The 16,992-nt window shown below is 66.0% G+C and carries 16 protein-coding genes; 7 read left to right on the forward strand and 9 right to left on the reverse strand.

What is annotated here, in order from left to right; translation table 11 throughout:
• Nucleotides 1–82 precede the first annotated feature (82 nt).
• The 5 genes from RUGAMON1_RS07440 to RUGAMON1_RS07460 form a co-directional block, all read right to left on the reverse strand.
• Nucleotides 83–1,717 carry a methyl-accepting chemotaxis protein gene (locus tag RUGAMON1_RS07440; protein ID WP_445229907.1) on the reverse strand — a complete coding sequence of 545 codons (1,635 nt, stop codon included), beginning with the start codon at nucleotides 1,715–1,717 and terminating at the stop codon, nucleotides 83–85.
• A 215-nt stretch (nucleotides 1,718–1,932) separates the two neighbouring features.
• On the reverse strand, nucleotides 1,933–2,448 hold the full coding sequence (locus RUGAMON1_RS07445; protein ID WP_445229908.1) for a GNAT family N-acetyltransferase: 516 nt from the start codon (nucleotides 2,446–2,448) through the stop codon (nucleotides 1,933–1,935).
• Nucleotides 2,445–2,966, reverse strand: coding sequence for a GNAT family N-acetyltransferase (locus RUGAMON1_RS07450; RefSeq protein ID WP_445229909.1), 522 nt, complete (start codon nucleotides 2,964–2,966; stop codon nucleotides 2,445–2,447). The genes RUGAMON1_RS07445 and RUGAMON1_RS07450 overlap by 4 nt, the downstream gene beginning before the upstream one ends.
• 27 nt (nucleotides 2,967–2,993) lie before the next feature.
• On the reverse strand, nucleotides 2,994–4,289 hold the full coding sequence (locus RUGAMON1_RS07455; protein ID WP_445230332.1) for an amidohydrolase family protein: 1,296 nt from the start codon (nucleotides 4,287–4,289) through the stop codon (nucleotides 2,994–2,996).
• A 25-nt stretch (nucleotides 4,290–4,314) separates the two neighbouring features.
• Nucleotides 4,315–4,566 (reverse strand): DUF2164 domain-containing protein, encoded by a 252-nt coding sequence (locus RUGAMON1_RS07460; protein ID WP_116990587.1) that lies wholly within the window; start codon nucleotides 4,564–4,566, stop codon nucleotides 4,315–4,317.
• A 259-nt stretch (nucleotides 4,567–4,825) separates the two neighbouring features.
• On the opposite strand from RUGAMON1_RS07460, the gene RUGAMON1_RS07465 reads away from it, so the two are divergent.
• The 4 genes from RUGAMON1_RS07465 to RUGAMON1_RS07480 all read left to right on the forward strand — a co-directional run bounded on the left by RUGAMON1_RS07465 (nucleotide 4,826) and on the right by RUGAMON1_RS07480 (nucleotide 11,569).
• Entirely contained in the window at nucleotides 4,826–5,587 is a 762-nt protein-coding gene (locus RUGAMON1_RS07465) for a phasin family protein (protein WP_445229910.1), read from the forward strand.
• Nucleotides 5,588–5,664: 77 nt separating this feature from the next.
• The gene (locus tag RUGAMON1_RS07470) at nucleotides 5,665–7,431 is read left to right on the forward strand and encodes an ABC transporter ATP-binding protein (RefSeq protein WP_445229911.1); all 1,767 of its coding nucleotides are present in this window, start codon (nucleotides 5,665–5,667) and stop codon (nucleotides 7,429–7,431) included.
• A complete protein-coding gene (locus RUGAMON1_RS07475) occupies nucleotides 7,421–9,229 on the forward strand; it encodes an ABC transporter ATP-binding protein (protein WP_445229912.1) in 1,809 nt (602 codons plus the stop codon). The genes RUGAMON1_RS07470 and RUGAMON1_RS07475 overlap by 11 nt, the downstream gene beginning before the upstream one ends.
• A gap of 192 nt (nucleotides 9,230–9,421) precedes the next feature.
• Nucleotides 9,422–11,569 (forward strand): tetratricopeptide repeat-containing diguanylate cyclase, encoded by a 2,148-nt coding sequence (locus tag RUGAMON1_RS07480; RefSeq protein WP_445229913.1) that lies wholly within the window; start codon nucleotides 9,422–9,424, stop codon nucleotides 11,567–11,569.
• A 3-nt stretch (nucleotides 11,570–11,572) separates the two neighbouring features.
• Here the strand turns inward: RUGAMON1_RS07480 and RUGAMON1_RS07485 are convergent, their stop codons facing one another.
• The 3 genes from RUGAMON1_RS07485 to RUGAMON1_RS07495 form a co-directional block, all read right to left on the reverse strand.
• A complete protein-coding gene (locus tag RUGAMON1_RS07485; protein WP_445229914.1) occupies nucleotides 11,573–11,926 on the reverse strand; it encodes an apolipophorin in 354 nt (117 codons plus the stop codon).
• A 75-nt stretch (nucleotides 11,927–12,001) separates the two neighbouring features.
• Nucleotides 12,002–12,469, reverse strand: coding sequence for a cache domain-containing protein (locus tag RUGAMON1_RS07490; protein WP_445229915.1), 468 nt, complete (start codon nucleotides 12,467–12,469; stop codon nucleotides 12,002–12,004).
• Nucleotides 12,470–12,511: 42 nt separating this feature from the next.
• A complete protein-coding gene (locus RUGAMON1_RS07495; RefSeq protein WP_445229916.1) occupies nucleotides 12,512–12,958 on the reverse strand; it encodes a hypothetical protein in 447 nt (148 codons plus the stop codon).
• A gap of 163 nt (nucleotides 12,959–13,121) precedes the next feature.
• Here RUGAMON1_RS07495 and RUGAMON1_RS07500 point away from each other — a divergent pair, with 163 nt between their 5' ends.
• On the forward strand, nucleotides 13,122–14,207 hold the full coding sequence (locus RUGAMON1_RS07500; RefSeq protein ID WP_445229917.1) for a M29 family metallopeptidase: 1,086 nt from the start codon (nucleotides 13,122–13,124) through the stop codon (nucleotides 14,205–14,207).
• 66 nt (nucleotides 14,208–14,273) lie between these two features.
• Here RUGAMON1_RS07500 and RUGAMON1_RS07505 read toward each other — a convergent pair whose 3' ends face one another.
• Nucleotides 14,274–15,218 (reverse strand): LysR family transcriptional regulator, encoded by a 945-nt coding sequence (locus RUGAMON1_RS07505; protein ID WP_445229918.1) that lies wholly within the window; start codon nucleotides 15,216–15,218, stop codon nucleotides 14,274–14,276.
• 107 nt (nucleotides 15,219–15,325) lie between these two features.
• On the opposite strand from RUGAMON1_RS07505, the gene RUGAMON1_RS07510 reads away from it, so the two are divergent.
• Together RUGAMON1_RS07510 and RUGAMON1_RS07515 are read left to right on the forward strand one after the other, a co-directional pair.
• The gene (locus RUGAMON1_RS07510) at nucleotides 15,326–16,165 is read left to right on the forward strand and encodes a phytanoyl-CoA dioxygenase family protein (protein WP_445229919.1); all 840 of its coding nucleotides are present in this window, start codon (nucleotides 15,326–15,328) and stop codon (nucleotides 16,163–16,165) included.
• Nucleotides 16,165–16,980 carry a TIM barrel protein gene (locus tag RUGAMON1_RS07515; protein ID WP_445229920.1) on the forward strand — a complete coding sequence of 272 codons (816 nt, stop codon included), beginning with the start codon at nucleotides 16,165–16,167 and terminating at the stop codon, nucleotides 16,978–16,980. The genes RUGAMON1_RS07510 and RUGAMON1_RS07515 overlap by 1 nt, the downstream gene beginning before the upstream one ends.
• The last annotated feature ends 12 nt before the right edge of the window (nucleotides 16,981–16,992 follow it).

The following is a 16,992-nucleotide window of genomic DNA, read 5'->3' on the forward strand; positions in this document are numbered from 1 at the left end:
CCGTCCGGTGCACCGGGGAAGAGGGAAGCATAATCAATCGCTCAGCAGTTTTCAGCGCTTTCGCGCGCGCATTTGAGCGGCATCAAACGCCGCCGGCCACTTGCAACAGCCGTCGCGGTGTCACCGCCGCCTGGGACGGCTGGCCCTGGCCCTGCAACTTGAACACGCTGACCGCCGCCGACAAGCCGGCCGCCTGCTGTTCCAGCGCGTCGGCCGCGGCGGCGGCCTGCTCCACCAGCGCCGCGTTCTGCTGGGTCACGCTGTCCATCTGGCTGATGGCGATGCTGATCTGTTCGATGCCGTCGCGCTGCTCGCCGCTGGCGATCGAGATCTCGCCGATGATGGCGGTCACGCGCTGCACGCTGGCCACCACTTCGCCCATGGTCTCGCCGGCCTGGCCGACCAGCCGGCTGCCGGCCTCCACCCGGCCCACCGAATCGCCGATCAGTTCCTTGATTTCCTTGGCCGCCGCCGCCGAGCGCTGCGCCAGGTTGCGCACCTCGGAAGCGACCACCGCGAAGCCGCGCCCCTGCTCGCCGGCGCGCGCCGCTTCCACCGCCGCGTTCAAGGCCAGGATATTGGTCTGGAACGCGATGCCGTCGATGACGCCGATGATGTCGACGATCTTGCGCGACGATTCGTTGATCGAACCCATGGTGCGCACCATCTGCTCGACCGCGTCGCCGCCCCTGGCCGCCACGCTGGAGGCGGTGTCGGCCAGCTTGCAGGCCTCGGCCGCGTTGACGTTGTTCTGCTGCACGGTGGTGGTCAGCTGCACCATCGCGGCCGCCGTTTCCTCCAGCGAGCTGGCCTGCTCCTCGGTGCGGCCCGACAGATCCAGGTTGCCGGCGGCGATCTCCACCGCCGCGCCGTGGATGGCGTCGGTGCCGACGCGGACCTTGCCGACGATGTTGCTGAGGTTGCCCTGCATGCGCTTGAGCGCGCCCAGCAAGGCGCCGATTTCGTCGGTGCTGTTGATACGCACCTCGCTGCTCAGATCGCCGGCGGCCACCGTCTCCGCCACATCGACCGCCTCGTTCAGCGGCACGGTAATGCTCTTGATCAGCCACAGCACCGTGGCGCAGCCGACCACCACGGTCACCAGCAGCGTAATGCCCATGGCCAGCATCGCGCGCGCGTGTTCCGCCTTGTTCTCGTCCTCCATCTCGACGATCAGGCGCTGCGATTCCTTGCCGATGAAGGCGACGATGTCGTCGATTTTCTTGGTCGGCTCCCGGTCCATGCCCTTGACCAGCGCATCGACCACGTGGGCGCTGTCCTGGTTGGCGGGATCGTATTTCTCCAGGGCCGACAGATAACGCTTGACCAGTTCGTTCTGGGTGGCGACGGCCTCTTCCACCAGCGGCGTCTTCAAGTCCAGCCTGGCCAGCAGCGCGTTCAGCTTTTGCAATTCGCCGCGCGTGGTTTCGCCGCCTTTGACGAAGGCCTTGCTGTACTTGTCGAAATTGGCCGTATCGTTGCCGCGCAACAGAGTGTTCTTCCACTCCTGGACCTGGATCTTGAATTCGACCTGGGCGCTGCGCGCCATGTCGATGGCCTGCGTCAGCGCCTGCATGCGTTGCATGGCGGCGGTGTTGCCGGCGTTGCTGGCGTCCAGCGCGCGCCAGCCGCCGGTGGCGACGATCAGCAGCGCGACAAAGAAGAAGCCGCCCAGCAAACCCAGCCGCACGCCTATCTTGAGATTGGCGAGTTTCATGAGTTGCCCTTTCGGTAAAAATTCAATGCGTACAAGAAGACTGGCGCACGGCGTTCACCGCGCGGTCGTATGACTTATATTTTTGAATTGCTGCCGTTTTTTGGGGAGCAAGCAACTTTTAATTCCTGGTTCCATCATGCGCCTGCGCGCAAGAAAATCCAAGCGGACTTGCTGGAAACTCTATCGAATTCCCACAGTTGCAACGCACCAAGTAATTAGTTGTCGAACTCGATGCGATAAATATTGGTAGGACGTTCACCCGGCGGCAGATTGCGCAGCTCGACAAATTCCAGCCCCAGCTTTTGCAGCAGGCGGATGGAGTTGAGATTGCCCGGCGCGGTCAGGCCCAGCAGGCGCTGCATGCGCAACTGGTCGCGCGCGTAGGCTACCACCGCCACGGCCGCCTCGTAGGTATAGCCCTGGCCGAACCAGGCCGGGCGGATCGCGTAGCCGATATCGACGTCGTCCAGGCCGTCGCGCTTGATCAGGCCGCACAAGCCCAGCGGCAGGCCGTCGCTCTTGCGCTCCATCACGTACAGCGAATGCCCCAGGCGCTGCTGCATCGCGCACGGGCCTTCGAGGATGGCGTCGCGCGCGCCCTCGATGCTGCGGATGCCCTTGTCGCCGATAAATTCCAGCCAGGTCGGATCGTTGACCAGTTCGTAGTAAAACGCGGCGTCATCGGCGTCGATGGTGCGCAAGGTGAGGCGTTCGGTGTCGAGTATTTTCATGCATCGGGCCATTGAGAGGGATCGTCCAGCAACTGGTACATGACGTAGACGTCGACATACCCGAGGTGGGCGTGATAGTAGGCACGCGGCAGCGTGCCGACGATGGAGAAGCCGAGCTTCTTCCACAGCAGCACGGCCGGGACGTTGGAACTGACCACGTAGTTGAACTGCATCGCCAGATAGCCTTGCGCGCGGGCGCGGTCCAGGCAATCGCCGCCCATCAGCTTGCCCACGCCCACGCCCTGCGCCGCCGGGCTGACCATGAAGCCGGCGTTGGCCACGTGCGAGCCGCGGTCGCGCTGGTTGGCGGTCAGGCGGTACATGCCGACCAGGCGGTCGCCGTTCAGGATGGCCACGTACGATTGCACGCCGGGGCCGAACCAGTAGGCATGGCAGTCTTCGCGGCTGGTGTCGGCGGCGAAGTAATAGGTATCGCCGCTGGCGATGAGTTCCTGGAAAATTTCCCACATGGCGCCGAAGTCGGCTTCCGATGCGGGACGGATGGCGATTTCTTTCAAAGCGGCTCCAGGCGGATTAAACAATGTTCAATTGTCATGGATTTCACGTGGCAAGTCCAGCCGGAAGTCGACCGTCGCCGGCCGGCCCGGCAGGATCAGTCGCGCCTGCGCGCGCGGCGCTTCGGCGATCACCTTGCCGCGCCGCATCACCATGCGCCGCGCCGCGCGCAGGCGGATCGCCTCCACCGGATCGGCCGCGTCCAGCAGCACCAGGTCGGCGTGGCAGCCGACCGCCACGCCGTAGTCGCGCAGGCCGAGGATGCGGGCCGGCGCCGCCGTCACCGCCTGGTAGCAGGCGCGCATGGCGTCCTGCCCGGTCATCTGCGCCACGTGCAGGCCCATGTGCGCCACCTCCAGCATGTCGCCCGAGCCCAGGCTGTACCACGGGTCCATCACGCAGTCGTGGCCGAACGCCACCTCGACGCCGGCCGCCAGCAACTCCGGCACCCGCGTCATGCCGCGCCGCTTGGGGTAGCTGTCGTGCCGGCCCTGCAGCGTGATGTTGATCAGCGGATTGGCGATCGCCGCCACGCCGGCCTCGCGTATCAGCGGCAACAGCTTGCTGACGTAGTAGTTGTCCATCGAATGCATCGAGGTCAGGTGCGAACCGGCCACGCGGCCGTGCAGGCCGAGCCGGTGGCTGTGGTAGGCCAGCGTTTCGATATGGCGCGACAGCGGATCGTCCGACTCGTCGCAATGCATGTCCACCATCAGGCCCCGCTCGGCGGCGAATTCGCACAGGATGCGCACCGATTCGGCGCCGTCGGCCATGGTGCGCTCGAAGTGCGGGATGCCGCCCACCACGTCGACGCCCATGCCGATGGCGCGCTTCAGGTTGGCCAGCGCGGTCGGGCTGCGCAGCACGCCGTCCTGCGGGAAGGCCACCAGCTGCAAGTCCAGGTAGGGCGCGACCAGCCGCTTCACTTCCAGCAAGGCCTCCACCGCCAGCAGGCGGTCGTCGCAGATGTCGACGTGGGAGCGGATCGCCAGCAGGCCGCGCGCGGCGGCCCAGTCGCAGTATTGCAGCGCGCGCTCGACCAGCGCCTGCTGGGTCAGCTCGGGCTTGAGCTCGCCCCACAGCGCTATGCCTTCGAGCAGGGTGCCGGAGGCGTTGACGCGCGGCAGGCCGTAGCTGAGCGTGGCGTCCATGTGGAAATGGGCGTCGACGAACGGCGCGCTGAGCAGGTCGCCGCCGGCGTCGATCTCCCGCGCGCCCTTGAGCGGCAGCGCGGCGCCGATGGCGGCGATGCGGCCGCGCTCGATGGCGACGTCGACGCCGCGTTGTCCGTCGGCCAGGTTGGCGTTCCGTATTACCGTCTCGATCACCGCATCCATCCGCGCTCCCGGCTTATTTTTTGGTCCAGTATGAAAACTCCGACTCGTAGCAGATCGTTTCGATCTCCGCGATCTTGTCCTGCATCGCCGCCTGGGCGTCGAGGATGGCCTGATTGTAGACAGACGGGCCGATTTCACGCAAACAATAATCGAGCAGCAGGCGCGCCTTCAGCTCGCCGACTTCCTCGTCCATGTTTTCGGCGCAGTAGCGCTGGATCGACCCCAGCAGGCGTTGCTCGACTTCCTTGTTCAGCTTGATGGCCATGCGTTTCCTTTTTCATAGAATTGAATAACTTGTTGCGGCGCACTAATTCAGACTTTTTTGCCCTGGTGCATTGCGATACATCAAGATCCGTCCAGATTGTGTCCATCCGGCATGTTTCCTTGTTGCGGGCTTTGCGACATGGCAGAAAAAATAACTTTCCAAGCCTAACTTTCACCGCTAGAATGGGTATATTGCAATGCATCATAATGCGCGCAGCGCGTACAGCTTTACCGACATTTTAATCGTCTCAGGAGAAACCATGTCTTCGATCACCGAACAGTTTTCCGCAGCTACGAAGTCCCAGTTGGAAGCCCAATTCAAGATCTTCAACACGTTTGCCAGCACCGCCGTCGACAGCGCGGAAAAGGTCATCGCGCTGAACATCAGCACCACCAAGGCTTCGGTGGAAAAATCGTCGGCCGCCGCGAAGAAGCTGCTCGAAGCCAAGGATCCGCGCGAGTTCTTCAGCCTGAGCTCCGCCGAACCGGCCAGCTTCGACAGCCTGCTGGCCTATGGCCGCGAGCTGTACAGCATTGCCTCCGGCGTCCAGAGCGATCTGATCCAAAGCGCCCAGAACACCATCAAGCAAGTCTCCGACCTGGCCGCCGCGCCGGTCACCGCGCTCAAGGCCAGCGCCAAGCCTGCGCCGGTCGCTTCTGCTTCTGCTTCTGCTTCTGCTTCTGCTCCTGTTGCCGCGCCGGCGCCGGTCGCCGCCGCCCCGGCAGTGGTGCAGCCGCCAGTGGTCGTCACCCAAGCCCCGGCATCGGCCAACGAAGCGGCCGCTGTGCTGGAAGCCAAGATCGCCAAGGCCGCGGTCAAGCCAAAAGCCGCGCCGGTCGAGGAAGCTCCCGTGCCGGCCGAAGTGAAGGTTGCCGCCGCCAAGCCATCGTTCCCGGCGCCGCAGGCCAAACCGGTCGCCGCCGTCGAGACCAAGCCAGAATTGAAGTCGGTGCCTTCCGCCAAAGCCAAGCCGGCCGGCAAGCAGCTCGACATGCTGAGCAGCACCAAAGCCAAGAAGTAAGCTAACTCTGGAGGGACGCCGGGCACGACCGGCGAGCATGTTGTATCCTAGCGCCCTACGCGCTAATCCGAGGCAACATGTCTAAACTTTCCAGGCTGATCGGCGGCTTCGTCCGCCAGCACAGCCGCGCCTATGCGGTGTCCGGCGTCATGCTGGCCGGCGTCGCCATCCTCACCGTCTGGGTGCCGCGCAAGGTCGGCTTCATGATCGACGGCCTGGCCGCCCACACCCTGGGCGGCGACGCCCTGCTGAGGGAAATCGGCTGGCTGCTGCTGACCGGCGCCGGCATCTACTTCCTGCGCGTCGGCTGGCGCCAGATCCTGTACGGCGCCGCCTACCAGCTGGGCGTGTCGCTGCGCACCCGCCTGTACACCCGCCTCACCCTGCAAGGCCCGGCCTTCTACCAGCGCCAGCGCACCGGCGACCTGATGGCGCTGGCCACCAACGATATCGACGCCATCGAAATGGCCGCCGGCGAAGCCATGCTGGCCGGCTTCGACGGCGCGCTGACCCTGGTGATGGTGCTGGGCGTGATGCTGCTCGGCGTCGACTGGCGCCTGGCCTGCATCGCGCTGCTGCCGTTCCCCTTGATGGGCTGGGCGTTCTGGTACATCTCCGGCCATATCCACACCGCCTCCACCGATTCGCTCAAGCGCTTCAGCGCCCTCAACGACCATGTGCAGGAAACCCTGTCCGGCGTGCGCACCTTGCGCGCGCTGGGACTGGAACAACGCAGCGCCCAACAGTTCGGCGAGCTGGCGCAGCAGGCCTCCAACGCCAGCCTGCGCGCGCAGGTGTGGGAGGCGGCCTACGAACCGGCCGTCGGCCTGACCTTGACCGCCGCCGGCGGCCTGACCCTGGGCCTGGGCGGCTACCTGGTCTGGCAGAACCAATTGACCATCGGCGCGCTGACCAGCTTCACCATGTACCTGGGCCAGCTGATCTGGCCGATGTTCGCGGCCGGCTGGGTGCTGTCGCTGATCGAACGCGGCAAGGCCGCCTGGCAGCGTTTGCAACCGATGCTGGACGCGCCGCTGGCGGTCGACGACCACGGCACGCTGGCCGCCGTGGCGCCGGGCGCGCTGACGCTGCGCGACGTCAGCTACGCATATCCGAGCCAGGGCGAGGGCCAAGGCGCGGCCGCGCTGAGCGGCATCACGCTGGAACTGAAGCCCGGCCAGACGCTGGGCCTGGTCGGCCCCACCGGCTGCGGCAAGTCGACCTTGCTGCGGGTGCTGCTGCGCCAGCTGACGCCGCAATCGGGCAGCGTGCGCTGGAGCGGCCACGCGCTCGACGAATACAAGCTGCACGCGCTGCGCGCCGCCATCAGCTGGGTGCCGCAGGAGTCCTTCCTGTTCTCGGCCTCGATCGCCGACAACATCGCGCTGGCGCGCCCCGGCGCCAGCCGCGCGCAGGTCGAACACGCGGCCAACCTGGCCGCCATCCACGACGACATCCTGCAGTTCGCGCAAGGCTACGAGACCGAAGTCGGCGAGAAAGGCATCACCCTGTCCGGCGGCCAGCGCCAGCGCGTCGCCATCGCCCGAGCGCTGCTGGCCGATAACGACTTGCTGCTGCTGGACGACGCCCTGTCCGCGGTCGACACCGGCACCGAGACGCGCATCCTGCAGCACCTGGAGGAACTGCGCCAGGCCCGCAACGGCCGCAGCGCCGTCATCGCCAGCCATCGCCTGAGCGCGGTGGTCAACGCCGACCTGATCGTGGTGCTGCGCGAAGGCCGCATCAGCGAAACCGGCAGCCACGAACAACTGCTGGAGCAGGACGGCTGGTATGCCAGCCAGTGGCGCTATCAACAATTGGAAGCCAGTCTCGATGCCGACTAAGCCTGAACAAATTTCCGCGCGCCGCCAGACCTGGCAGGCGTTCTCCCTGCTGCGCCGGGCCGCCCTGCCCGACCAGCACCACCTGGGCTGGGCCGTCATGTGGCTGGTGCTGGCCGCGCTGCTGGAAGTGTCGGGCCCCATCATGGGCAAGGCGCTGATCGACGAGCACCTGCTGCCGCACCACCTGGACTGGCCGCGCATGGCCGCCCTGCTGGCCGGCGTGGTGCTCACCGGCTGGATCGCCAGCGGCCTGCGCTACCTGCAGCTGGTGCGCCTGTCCGGCCTGGCGATGCGCTCGGTGATGCGGCTGCGCGAAATGGTCTACACCCACGTGCTGCTGCTGCCGATGGCCTTCTTCGACCGCGCCATCACCGGCCAGCTGGTCTCGCGCGTGACCAACGACACCGAAGCGGTCAAGACCCTGTACATCCAGGTGCTGTTCGTGATGCTCGACTCCACCATCGTGCTGGTCGGCACGGTGGCGGCGATGGCCTGGCTGGACTGGCACCTGATGCTGATCGTGCTGGCGCTGCTGCCGGCGGTGCTGCTGATCGTCTGGCTGTACCAGCGCTGGAGCGCGCCGGCCGTGACGCGCGCGCGCGCGCTGCGCAGCGACATCAACGGCCAGATGGCCGAATCGATAGGCGGCATGAGCGTGCTGCAGGCGAACAACGCCGAGGCCCGCTTCGGCCAGCGCTTCGCCGCCACCAACCAGGACCACTACACGGCGCGCCTGGCCGAGCTGCGCGCCAACGCCTGGCTGCTGCGGCCGGCGCTGGACATGTTCAACATCATCCTGCTGGCGGCCGTGATCTACCTGTTCGGCCAGCGCGAGATGACCGCCGCCGAGGTGGGCATCCTGTACGCCTTCATCAGCTACCTGGCGCGCGTGATCGAGCCGCTGATCCAGATCACCATGCAGTTCAGCCAGTTGCAGCAATCGGTGGTGGCCACCGCGCGCGTGGCCACGCTGCTCGACGAAGCCACCGCCACCGAGCACGCAGCCCACGGCCACAGTCAGAACATCGGCCTGGCCACCGCGCGCGCCGCAGCGAATGACTCGCACGCGCCGGCGGTCGCCATCCGCCACCTGAGCTTCGCCTACAACGAAGGCCAGACCGTGCTGCACGACCTGTCGCTGGAGATCCCGCAGGGCGCTTTTGTCGGCATCGTCGGCCACACCGGCAGCGGCAAGTCCACCCTGCTGTCGCTGCTGCTGCGCTTTTATCCGGTGAAGCACGGCGCCATCGCCATCCACGGCATGCCGCTGGACGCCATCGCCAACGAGCGCTTCCGCGCCGAGGTGGGCCTGGTGCCGCAAGACCCCTTCCTGCTGGCCGCCTCGGCCCGCGAGAACATCGACATGGGCCGCGGCCTGACGCCGGCGCAGATCGAGGCGGCGGCCCGCGCCGCGCACGCGCACGAGTTCATCGCCGCGCTCGAGCAAGGCTACGACACCGCGCTGGGCGAAGGCGGCTCGCGCCTGTCGGTGGGCCAGAAGCAGCTGATCGCCATCGCCCGCGCGCTGGCCGGCCGGCCGCGCATCCTGCTGCTCGACGAGGCCACCTCGCACATCGATTCGCAGACCGAGCAGATCGTGCAGACCGCGCTCGACGAGCTGCGCGGCACGGTGACGGTGATCGCCATCGCCCACCGCCTGTCGACCATCCGCGACGCCGACCGCATCATCGTGCTCAACCACGGCCGCATCGCCGAGACCGGCCCGCACGAGCAGCTGATGCAGATAGACGGCGGCCTGTACCAGCGGCTCTACCTGCTGCAGCAACTGGCGGCCTAGCTTGCATCTTCTGACAACGTTGCTAAAACCACTGGCACCCAAGTGGCAATATCGATCACTTTATTGCCAACAACGCCACGAATAGTGTGCGATTTTGCGTGAAAAATCGCAATTTCAAGGGCTTTCTCGTCTGCAACAAGAATATAATTGTCTAGACACTTTGCATGCGCAGTCGACAACCGGGAGCGTCAGTTGGCAGGTTTTACAAATGATGGGTGGCTAGTCCGCGCCAGACCGCGTGCCATCGCGGTCGCTGTAGCACTCGTCCTGTCGCCGGCGCTGGCCGGGGCCGAAACCGAACCGTCCTCGCTGTACGCGCGCATCATCGACGTGCGCGAACAAAGCCGCTTCGTGCCGGAAAAGGCGCTGAAGCAGCTGCTCACGCTGCAAACCGAGGCGGCCGGCGCGCCGCCCGCCACCCAGGCCGAACTGCTGAGTCAACTGAGCGTGGCCAATATGCGCGCCGGCAAAAACGACGCCGCCATGGCCGCCGCCGAGCAGCTCATCGCCTACGGCAAATCCCTGCACGACGACACCATCGTCGCCAAGGGCATGATGGCCAAGAGCTATGTGCTGTTCGACCGCGCCGACGTCGACGCCGCGCACCAGCTGTCCTTCGACGCCGAAAAAATGGCGGCCAGCAGCACCAACCTGGCGCTGCGTTCGCAGGTCGTCATCACCGCCGGCCAGTCCTACGCTGAAATGGGCAACTTCCCCGCCGCGCTGGCCAAGCTGCAGAACGGCGTCGACATCGCGCGCCAGGTCAACGACGATCCGGTGATGCTGTTCGGCGCGCTCAACGCGCTGGTCAATCTGTACACGCAGATGAAGGAATATGACAAGGCCTCGGCCGCGCTCGACGAGCTGCTGACCGAGACCGAGAAGCTGCGCTCGCCGGGCCGGCTGGCGATCGCCAAGATCACCGAGTACGGCCTGGCCATCGATTCCGGCCAGCCCAAGCGCGCCTTGCGCGCGCTGCTGCAAAGCCTGGACCTGGAGCGCAAGCTGGGCGCCGAGCGCATGATAGGCGTGACCCTGGTCAACCTGTCGGACAGCTACCTGAAAGAACACGACTATCCGCGCGCGGCCCAGTATGCGAACGAGTCGCTGCGTTCGACCGCGCTGACCAACGACAAATCGGTGGAGGCGACCGCGCGCGTCAACCTGGGCCAGGCCTACCTGGGCATGGGCCGCATCGCCGAGGGCAAGAAGCAGTACGAAGCCGGCATGGCGCGCTACGAGCAGGAGAACAACAAGCCCGATCTGCAAGACGCCCTGCGCGAATACGGCGAGGCGCTGGAACGGGTGGGCGACCTGGCGGGCGCGGTGTCGGCCTACCACCGCGAGCGGGCGATCTCGAACGAGCTGTTTGAAAAGCGGCGCCAGCAAACGGTGCTGGAGATGCAGGCCAAGTACGAGACCGAGAAGAAGCAGCGCCAGATCCTGCTGCTGAGCAAGGAGAACCAGGTCAAGGGCGCCGAGATCGACAACCGCCGCCTGCAGCAGCGCGTGTGGTGGCTGCTGGCCCTGGTGTTCGCGCTGGCCTCGATGGTGGTCGGGCTGTTGTACCGCAAGGTGCGGCACGCCAACGCCCAGCTGGAGGTGAAGAACCTGGAGCTGAAGGCGCAGTCGACGCTCGATCCCTTGACCATGCTGTACAACCGCCGCCACTTCCAGGACTTCATGCGCGACATGCTCGACGCCGACAAGCCGTACGCGGAAAAGCGCACGCTGCACGGCGACGACATCGTCGGCGCCCTGTTCCTGCTCGATGTCGACCACTTCAAGAACATCAACGACCGCTACGGCCACGCCGCCGGCGACGCCGTGCTGAAGATGATCGCCGAGAACCTGCGCGTGGTGCTGCGCGAGACCGACATGATCGTGCGCTGGGGCGGCGAGGAATTCCTGGCCTTCCTGCCGACGATCCCGCGCCACGGCGTCGACGAGATCGCGCGCCGCATCCTGGTCGGCATCTCGTCGCAGATCATCCGCTACCAGGAGCATGAGATTTCGGTCAACGTGTCGGTGGGCTTTGCGCCGTTCCCGCTGGCGCCGGCCGACGTGCCGCTGCCGTGGGAGCGCGCGGTCAACCTGATCGACATGGCGCTGTACCTGGCCAAGTCGCACGGCCGCAACCGCGCCTACGGCGTGCGCGGCTTCGAGAACTTCCACCAGACCTCGATGGAGGCGATCGAGCAGGACCTGGAAAGCGCGTGGCGCGCCGGCTTCGTGGATTTGAGCGTGGTGCTGGGCGGCGGGCCGGAAACGCCGCCGCCGCCATCAGAACACAGCAACGTGGTGCCGCTCAAGCACGCGGCCCACAAGACCAGCCACTGACGCTTACTTGGCGGGACTGGTCGCTTCGCGTTCGCGGGCTTTTTCCTGCATCTTTTCGCCGGCCTGCTCCAGCTTCTTGCCGGCCGCCTCGGTGGCATGGTTGAGCTTGTCGCCGGCGGCGTCGGTGGCCTTGTTGATCTGCTGGCTGGTTTCCTTGGCGGCGTCGGTGATCTGCTGGTTGGCCTGTTGCGCCGCCTCGGTCAGCTGGCGGCCGGCCTTGTCGGTGGCCTCGTCTAGCCTGCGGCCCGCCGCCTCGGCCGGACCGGCGACCGTATCATCCTTCTTCTGGCAGCCGCCCAGCAGCGCCAGCATCACCACCGCGGCAGCCGCGCCGCGCATCGTTGTCATCGCCGTCATCATTGTCTCCTTAAGGAATCGAACATTTCCGACAGCATACAGCGCCGCGCCAGCGCGCAGCGCACGGCAGACGGCTTATTTGTAGATGCCCACGCCGATGACGTAGTCGCCGACTTTTTCGACGTAGGTGTTTTTCTCTTCGAGGTTCTTGCTGATCGAGTTCGGCCACATGTACTTGACCCAGCCCTTGCCGGCCGGGCTGGCGCCGATCTTGAGGAACTCCTTGATCGGATAGACGCCGCCGGCGCTCAGCTCCATCAGGTTCTTGTTGACCATCTTGGCGTTCTGGCCGTGCGCCAGCGCCACCCCGGCCTTGTCGAACATGAACACGTACAGGTCGCCCTGGATGAACTCGCCCTTGGGATCGTTGAACGCTGCCACCGCCTTGTCCTTGCCGTTCTTTTGCAGATACTCGCCGGCGCGCTTGACCATCGCCACCGCCTCGTCGGCGGTGCCGCGCTTGGGCGCGTCCTGCGCCGTGGTGGCGCCGGTCAGGCTCAGGGTCAGTGCGGCGGCAAACAGGAACTGGAACAGATGCTTCATCGTGTGTCTCTCCGTTGTCATGGTCGCCGCGGCTGCGGCCTGTCAGGTGATCTTTTTGGGCGGGGGCGGCGGCGCGAAGACGATGTTTTCCGATTCCGGCGCGCCATCGAGTGCGTCGGAAGCCTCCAGCCACTTCATCAGCTTTTCCATGCGGCGGATCAGGATGCCCTTGCTGCTGATGTAGCCCACCTGTTCGAAATTCTCGGGCCGGCTCACCATCTTGGAGACGGTCGGCAGGTTCTCGGCCAGGCGCTCGAAGGCCTTGCGCGCCTTCTGCTCCCACTTGACCAGGTTGGCCTCGTTGAAGCGGTTGCTTTCGTAGTAGATGGTCAGCGTGCGGTCGTGATTGCCGAAGCCGACGATCGCAGCGCCTTTGCGCACCGTTTCCAGCACGTCGTCCTTGATGTTCGCGGTCGGCACGAACAACGCGGCGCGGCCGGTGGTGTCCGGTCGCTCCAGCGGCAAATCCTGTCCCATTATTACGCTCATCACGCTTCCTGTTGTTATCGCCGGAGTTGCTGGTAGGCTATATTTGTGATTCTATCTCGCGTCCCTGCCCAATACAAGGAGAAACCGTGCAGGCGTGGCGCCACGGGTAATGCGGCGGTTTCTGCCCTTATAATGCGGGCTGATCCCTTTTTACCGCCGCGCCATGACGTCGTCCCCTTCGCCCCCTTCGTCCCCTCCTCCCGCCCCGGCCCTCTCCCGCTTCGGCGCCATCCCCGAGCACGCGGTCGACACGGCGGAGCGCAATCTGCGCGACACCCTGGCCGTGGCGATCGAACACGCCGCCCCGCAGGCGGCGCTGATCGTCTACGACACCCGCAGCGACCTCAACCGCGCCCTGACCGAAGCCTACCGCCGCGTGGCGCCGGACGCCGACTTCGTCGATTTCGACGGCACCACGCCGGAGCAGGTGCTGGCCGCCTTCGCCCGCATGAACGCCGGCGACCTGGTGGTGCTGATCCAGTCGACCAGCTTCCGGCTGGAGGCCTTCCGCATCCGCATCGAATTGTTCAAGCGCGGCCTGAAGGTCATCGAGCATGTGCACCTGTCGCGCATGCCGGGCGAGCAGGGGCTGCACTACATCGCCTCGCTGGCCTACGATCCGGCCTACTACCGCGGCGTCGGCCACGCGCTCAAGGCGCGCATCGACCGCGCCCGGCACGGCGTGGTCGACAGCGGCAACGGCGAGCGGCTGGTGTTCGGCTCGCCGTTCGAATCGGCCAAGCTCAATATCGGCGACTACAGCGGCATGAACAACATCGGCGGCCAGTTCCCGCTGGGCGAGGTGTTCACCGAGGCGCGCGACCTGGAGGCGGTCAATGGGCGGGTGCGGATCTTCGTGTTCGGCGACACTTCGTTCATGGTCAATAAACCTGAGACGCCGGTCACGCTGATCGTCGAAAAAGGCCGCGTGGTGGGCGCCGACAACGCCACGCCAGAATTCGACAACATGCTGGCCATCATCCGCGCGCACGAGGGCGAGGTGTGGCTGCGCGAACTGGGCTTCGGCATGAACCGCGCCTTCTCGCGCGACTGCATGGTCAACGACATCGGCACCTTCGAGCGCATGTGCGGCATCCACCTGTCGCTGGGCGCCAAGCACGGCGTGTACGCCAAGCCCCAATTCAAGCGCAAGGACGCGCGCTACCACGTCGACGTGTTCGCCGTGACCGAGGCGGTCTACCTCGACGATGAACTGGTCTACCGCGACGGCGCCTGGCAGGTGGCCTGACCCCGCACTGCGGCCAAAAGGGGTCTGACCCCGTACGGGGTCAGACCCCAGCGTCCGGGTTGCGGGTTAACTCTCAAGCAAGCCGGCGACCGCCAGCTCACGGTCCCACGGCGGCACCGGCTGGTACTCGGCCACCAGGAAATCGATCAGCGCCCGCACCTTGGCCGACGGTTGCCGGCTGGCCGGATACAGCGCGCTCAGATGATTGAGCGGCAGCTCCCAGTCCGCCAGCACCGGCACCAGCGAGCCCTCCATCAGCGCGCGCCACGCCAGGAAGGTCGTGTTGTAGACGATGCCCAGCCCGCGCTGCGCCGCCTGCTGCAACACCAGCCCATTGTTCGCCGTGAACGCCGCCTGCACCCGCACCGACTGCCGTTCCTCGCCGCGCGCGAAATGCCACTGCGTGCCGTCGGTCAGGTGGCTGAAGTGCAGGCAGCGGTGCTGCTGCAAATCCTGCGGCGCCTGCGGCACGCCGTAGCGCGCCAGGTACGCCGGCGACGCGCACAATACGCCACGGCACGGCGCCAGCGGCCGCATGGCCAGCGCATGCACGTCCGGAATGCCGCCCACCCGTATCGTCAAATCGAAACCATGCTCGATCGGGTCGAGCAGCGCGTCATCCACGTACAACGAGGGCGACAACTGCGGATGCTGCAGGCTGAAGCGCGCCACGGCGTCGGCCAGCCACTCGCTGCCGAAACTGGACGGCGCCTGGATCCGCAAGGGTCCCGCCAGTTCGGCGCCGGCCTGCGTGGCCTGGCTCAGCGCCCGCGCCGCCTCCTGCGACTGCACCACCGTCGCCATGCACGGCGCCAGATAGGCCTGGCCGGCGTCGGTCAGGCTGACCTCGCGGGTCGAGCGGTGCAGCAGGCGCGCCTGCAGCTTGTCCTCCAGTTGCAGGATATGCTTGCTGACCATGGCGCGCGTCAGCCCCAGGCGGCGGCCCGCCTCGCTGAAGCTGCGCTGCCGCGCCACCTCGATAAAAATCTCCATCGCCCGTAATTGATCCATGTCACATTGTCTTCATTTTGGAGACAATGTGTCAACCCTTTGCGGATTGTCCGGCCACTGCGCGCGGCCTACAATGGCACATCGATTTTCTCCCTATGGAGCCCGCCATGCTGACAGACGCACAAAAACAACAATACCAACGCGACGGCTACATCGTCCTGCCCAACTTCAAGACGCCGCAGGAGATCGCCGCGCTGCGCGCGCGGGCGGCGCAGATTGTCAATGAATTCGACCCGAACGCCAGGACCGGCATCTTCAGCACCATCGAGCAGGAAAAGACCACCGACGACTACTTCCTCGGCTCCGACAATACGGTGCGCTGCTTCTTCGAGGAAGAAGCCTTCGGCCCGGACGGCCAGCTGAAACAGGACAAGTCGCTGTCAATCAACAAGATCGGCCACGCCATGCACGACCTGGATCCGGTGTTCCGCGCCTTCTCCACCGACGTGCGGCTGGCCGCCGTGGCGCGTGACCTGGGTCTGGCCAACGCCCAGGTATGGCAATCGATGTACATCTTCAAGCAGCCCGGCATCGGCGGCGAGGTGCGCTGGCACCAGGACGCCACCTACTTCGACACCAACCCGGTCAGCGTGACCACCTTCTGGTTCGCGCTGGAAGACGCCACCCTGCAAAACGGCTGCATGTGGGCCGAGCCGGGCGGCCATCGCGGTCCGATGCGCGAACGCTTCCTGCGCAACGGCGACGACGTGCGCATGGAAAAACTGAGCGACCTGCCCTGGCCGGACGACAGCACCGCCGTGCCGCTCGAATGCAAGGCCGGCAGCCTGGTATGCTTCCACGGCCTGCTGCCGCACTACAGCGCGCCGAACCGCTCGACCGTCTCGCGCCACGCCTACACGCTGCACGTGACCGACGGCGCCACCGAATACTCGCCGCAGAACTGGATACAGCGCGACGCCGCCTTCCCGGTGCGGGGCTTCCTGTAATGCGGGTCCAGATTTTCGCCGCCCACTGGGGCAACAACGAACTGGCGCCGCAAGTGTTCATCGACCGCGTCAAGCAGGCCGGCTTCGACGGCATCGAAATGTCGCTGCCGCTGGACGCCGCCGCCCGCGAGGACTGGACCGGCCGCATCGCCGCCGCCGGCCTGGGGCTGATCGCCGCCCAGTGGGAGACGGTGTTCCACCCGACCTTCGAACCGCACCGCGCCGCGCTGGCCGAGCTGCTGCACAACGCCTGCGCCGCCCGACCGCTGCACGTCAACTCGCATACCGGCAAGGACTACTTCACGCCGGCGCAGAACCGCGAACTGCTGGAACTGGCGGCCGCCATCTCGCGCCAGCACGGCGTGCCCATCGTGCACGAAATCCACCGCAGCCGTTTCAGCGGCCACCCGATGCTGCTGCTGCCCTACTTGCAGCAGATGCCGGAACTGCAGCTGACGGCCGACCTGTCGCACTGGTGCTGCGCCTGCGAATCGCTGCTGGAAGACCAGCCGCACACGCTGGCCGCGACGCTGCCGCATGTGCGCCACATCCACGCCCGCGTCGGCCACCAGCAAGGGCCGCAGGTGGCCGACTTCCGCGCGCCGGAATCGCAGTCCGCACTGGAAGCGCACTTGTCGTGGTGGGATGAAGTGATAAGGCTGCGCCGCGCCGCCGGCGCGCAGCGCATGACGCTGACGCCGGAATTCGGCCCGGTGCCGTACACGCAAACGCTGCCCTACACGCAGAAGGAAATCTCCAACGCGTGGGAACTGAACGTGGCGATGCTGGAGCTGCTGCGCCGCCGCTATTGCTGAAGCCTGGAGCTG

The organism is Duganella rhizosphaerae (assembly GCF_040364205.1).
Classification (GTDB): domain Bacteria; phylum Pseudomonadota; class Gammaproteobacteria; order Burkholderiales; family Burkholderiaceae_D; genus Rugamonas; species Rugamonas rhizosphaerae.

Coding starts and splice junctions, on each gene's coding strand:
- RUGAMON1_RS07440 (WP_445229907.1), bottom strand. CDS start 1,717: ATGAAACTCGCCAATCTCAAGATAGGCGTGCGGCTGGGTTTGCTGGGC.
- RUGAMON1_RS07445 (WP_445229908.1), bottom strand. CDS start 2,448: ATGAAAATACTCGACACCGAACGCCTCACCTTGCGCACCATCGACGCC.
- RUGAMON1_RS07460 (WP_116990587.1), bottom strand. CDS start 4,566: ATGGCCATCAAGCTGAACAAGGAAGTCGAGCAACGCCTGCTGGGGTCG.
- RUGAMON1_RS07465 (WP_445229910.1), top strand. CDS start 4,826: ATGTCTTCGATCACCGAACAGTTTTCCGCAGCTACGAAGTCCCAGTTG.
- RUGAMON1_RS07470 (WP_445229911.1), top strand. CDS start 5,665: ATGTCTAAACTTTCCAGGCTGATCGGCGGCTTCGTCCGCCAGCACAGC.
- RUGAMON1_RS07475 (WP_445229912.1), top strand. CDS start 7,421: ATGCCGACTAAGCCTGAACAAATTTCCGCGCGCCGCCAGACCTGGCAG.
- RUGAMON1_RS07485 (WP_445229914.1), bottom strand. CDS start 11,926: ATGACGGCGATGACAACGATGCGCGGCGCGGCTGCCGCGGTGGTGATG.
- RUGAMON1_RS07490 (WP_445229915.1), bottom strand. CDS start 12,469: ATGAAGCATCTGTTCCAGTTCCTGTTTGCCGCCGCACTGACCCTGAGC.
- RUGAMON1_RS07495 (WP_445229916.1), bottom strand. CDS start 12,958: ATGAGCGTAATAATGGGACAGGATTTGCCGCTGGAGCGACCGGACACC.
- RUGAMON1_RS07500 (WP_445229917.1), top strand. CDS start 13,122: ATGACGTCGTCCCCTTCGCCCCCTTCGTCCCCTCCTCCCGCCCCGGCC.
- RUGAMON1_RS07505 (WP_445229918.1), bottom strand. CDS start 15,218: ATGGATCAATTACGGGCGATGGAGATTTTTATCGAGGTGGCGCGGCAG.
- RUGAMON1_RS07510 (WP_445229919.1), top strand. CDS start 15,326: ATGCTGACAGACGCACAAAAACAACAATACCAACGCGACGGCTACATC.
- RUGAMON1_RS07515 (WP_445229920.1), top strand. CDS start 16,165: ATGCGGGTCCAGATTTTCGCCGCCCACTGGGGCAACAACGAACTGGCG.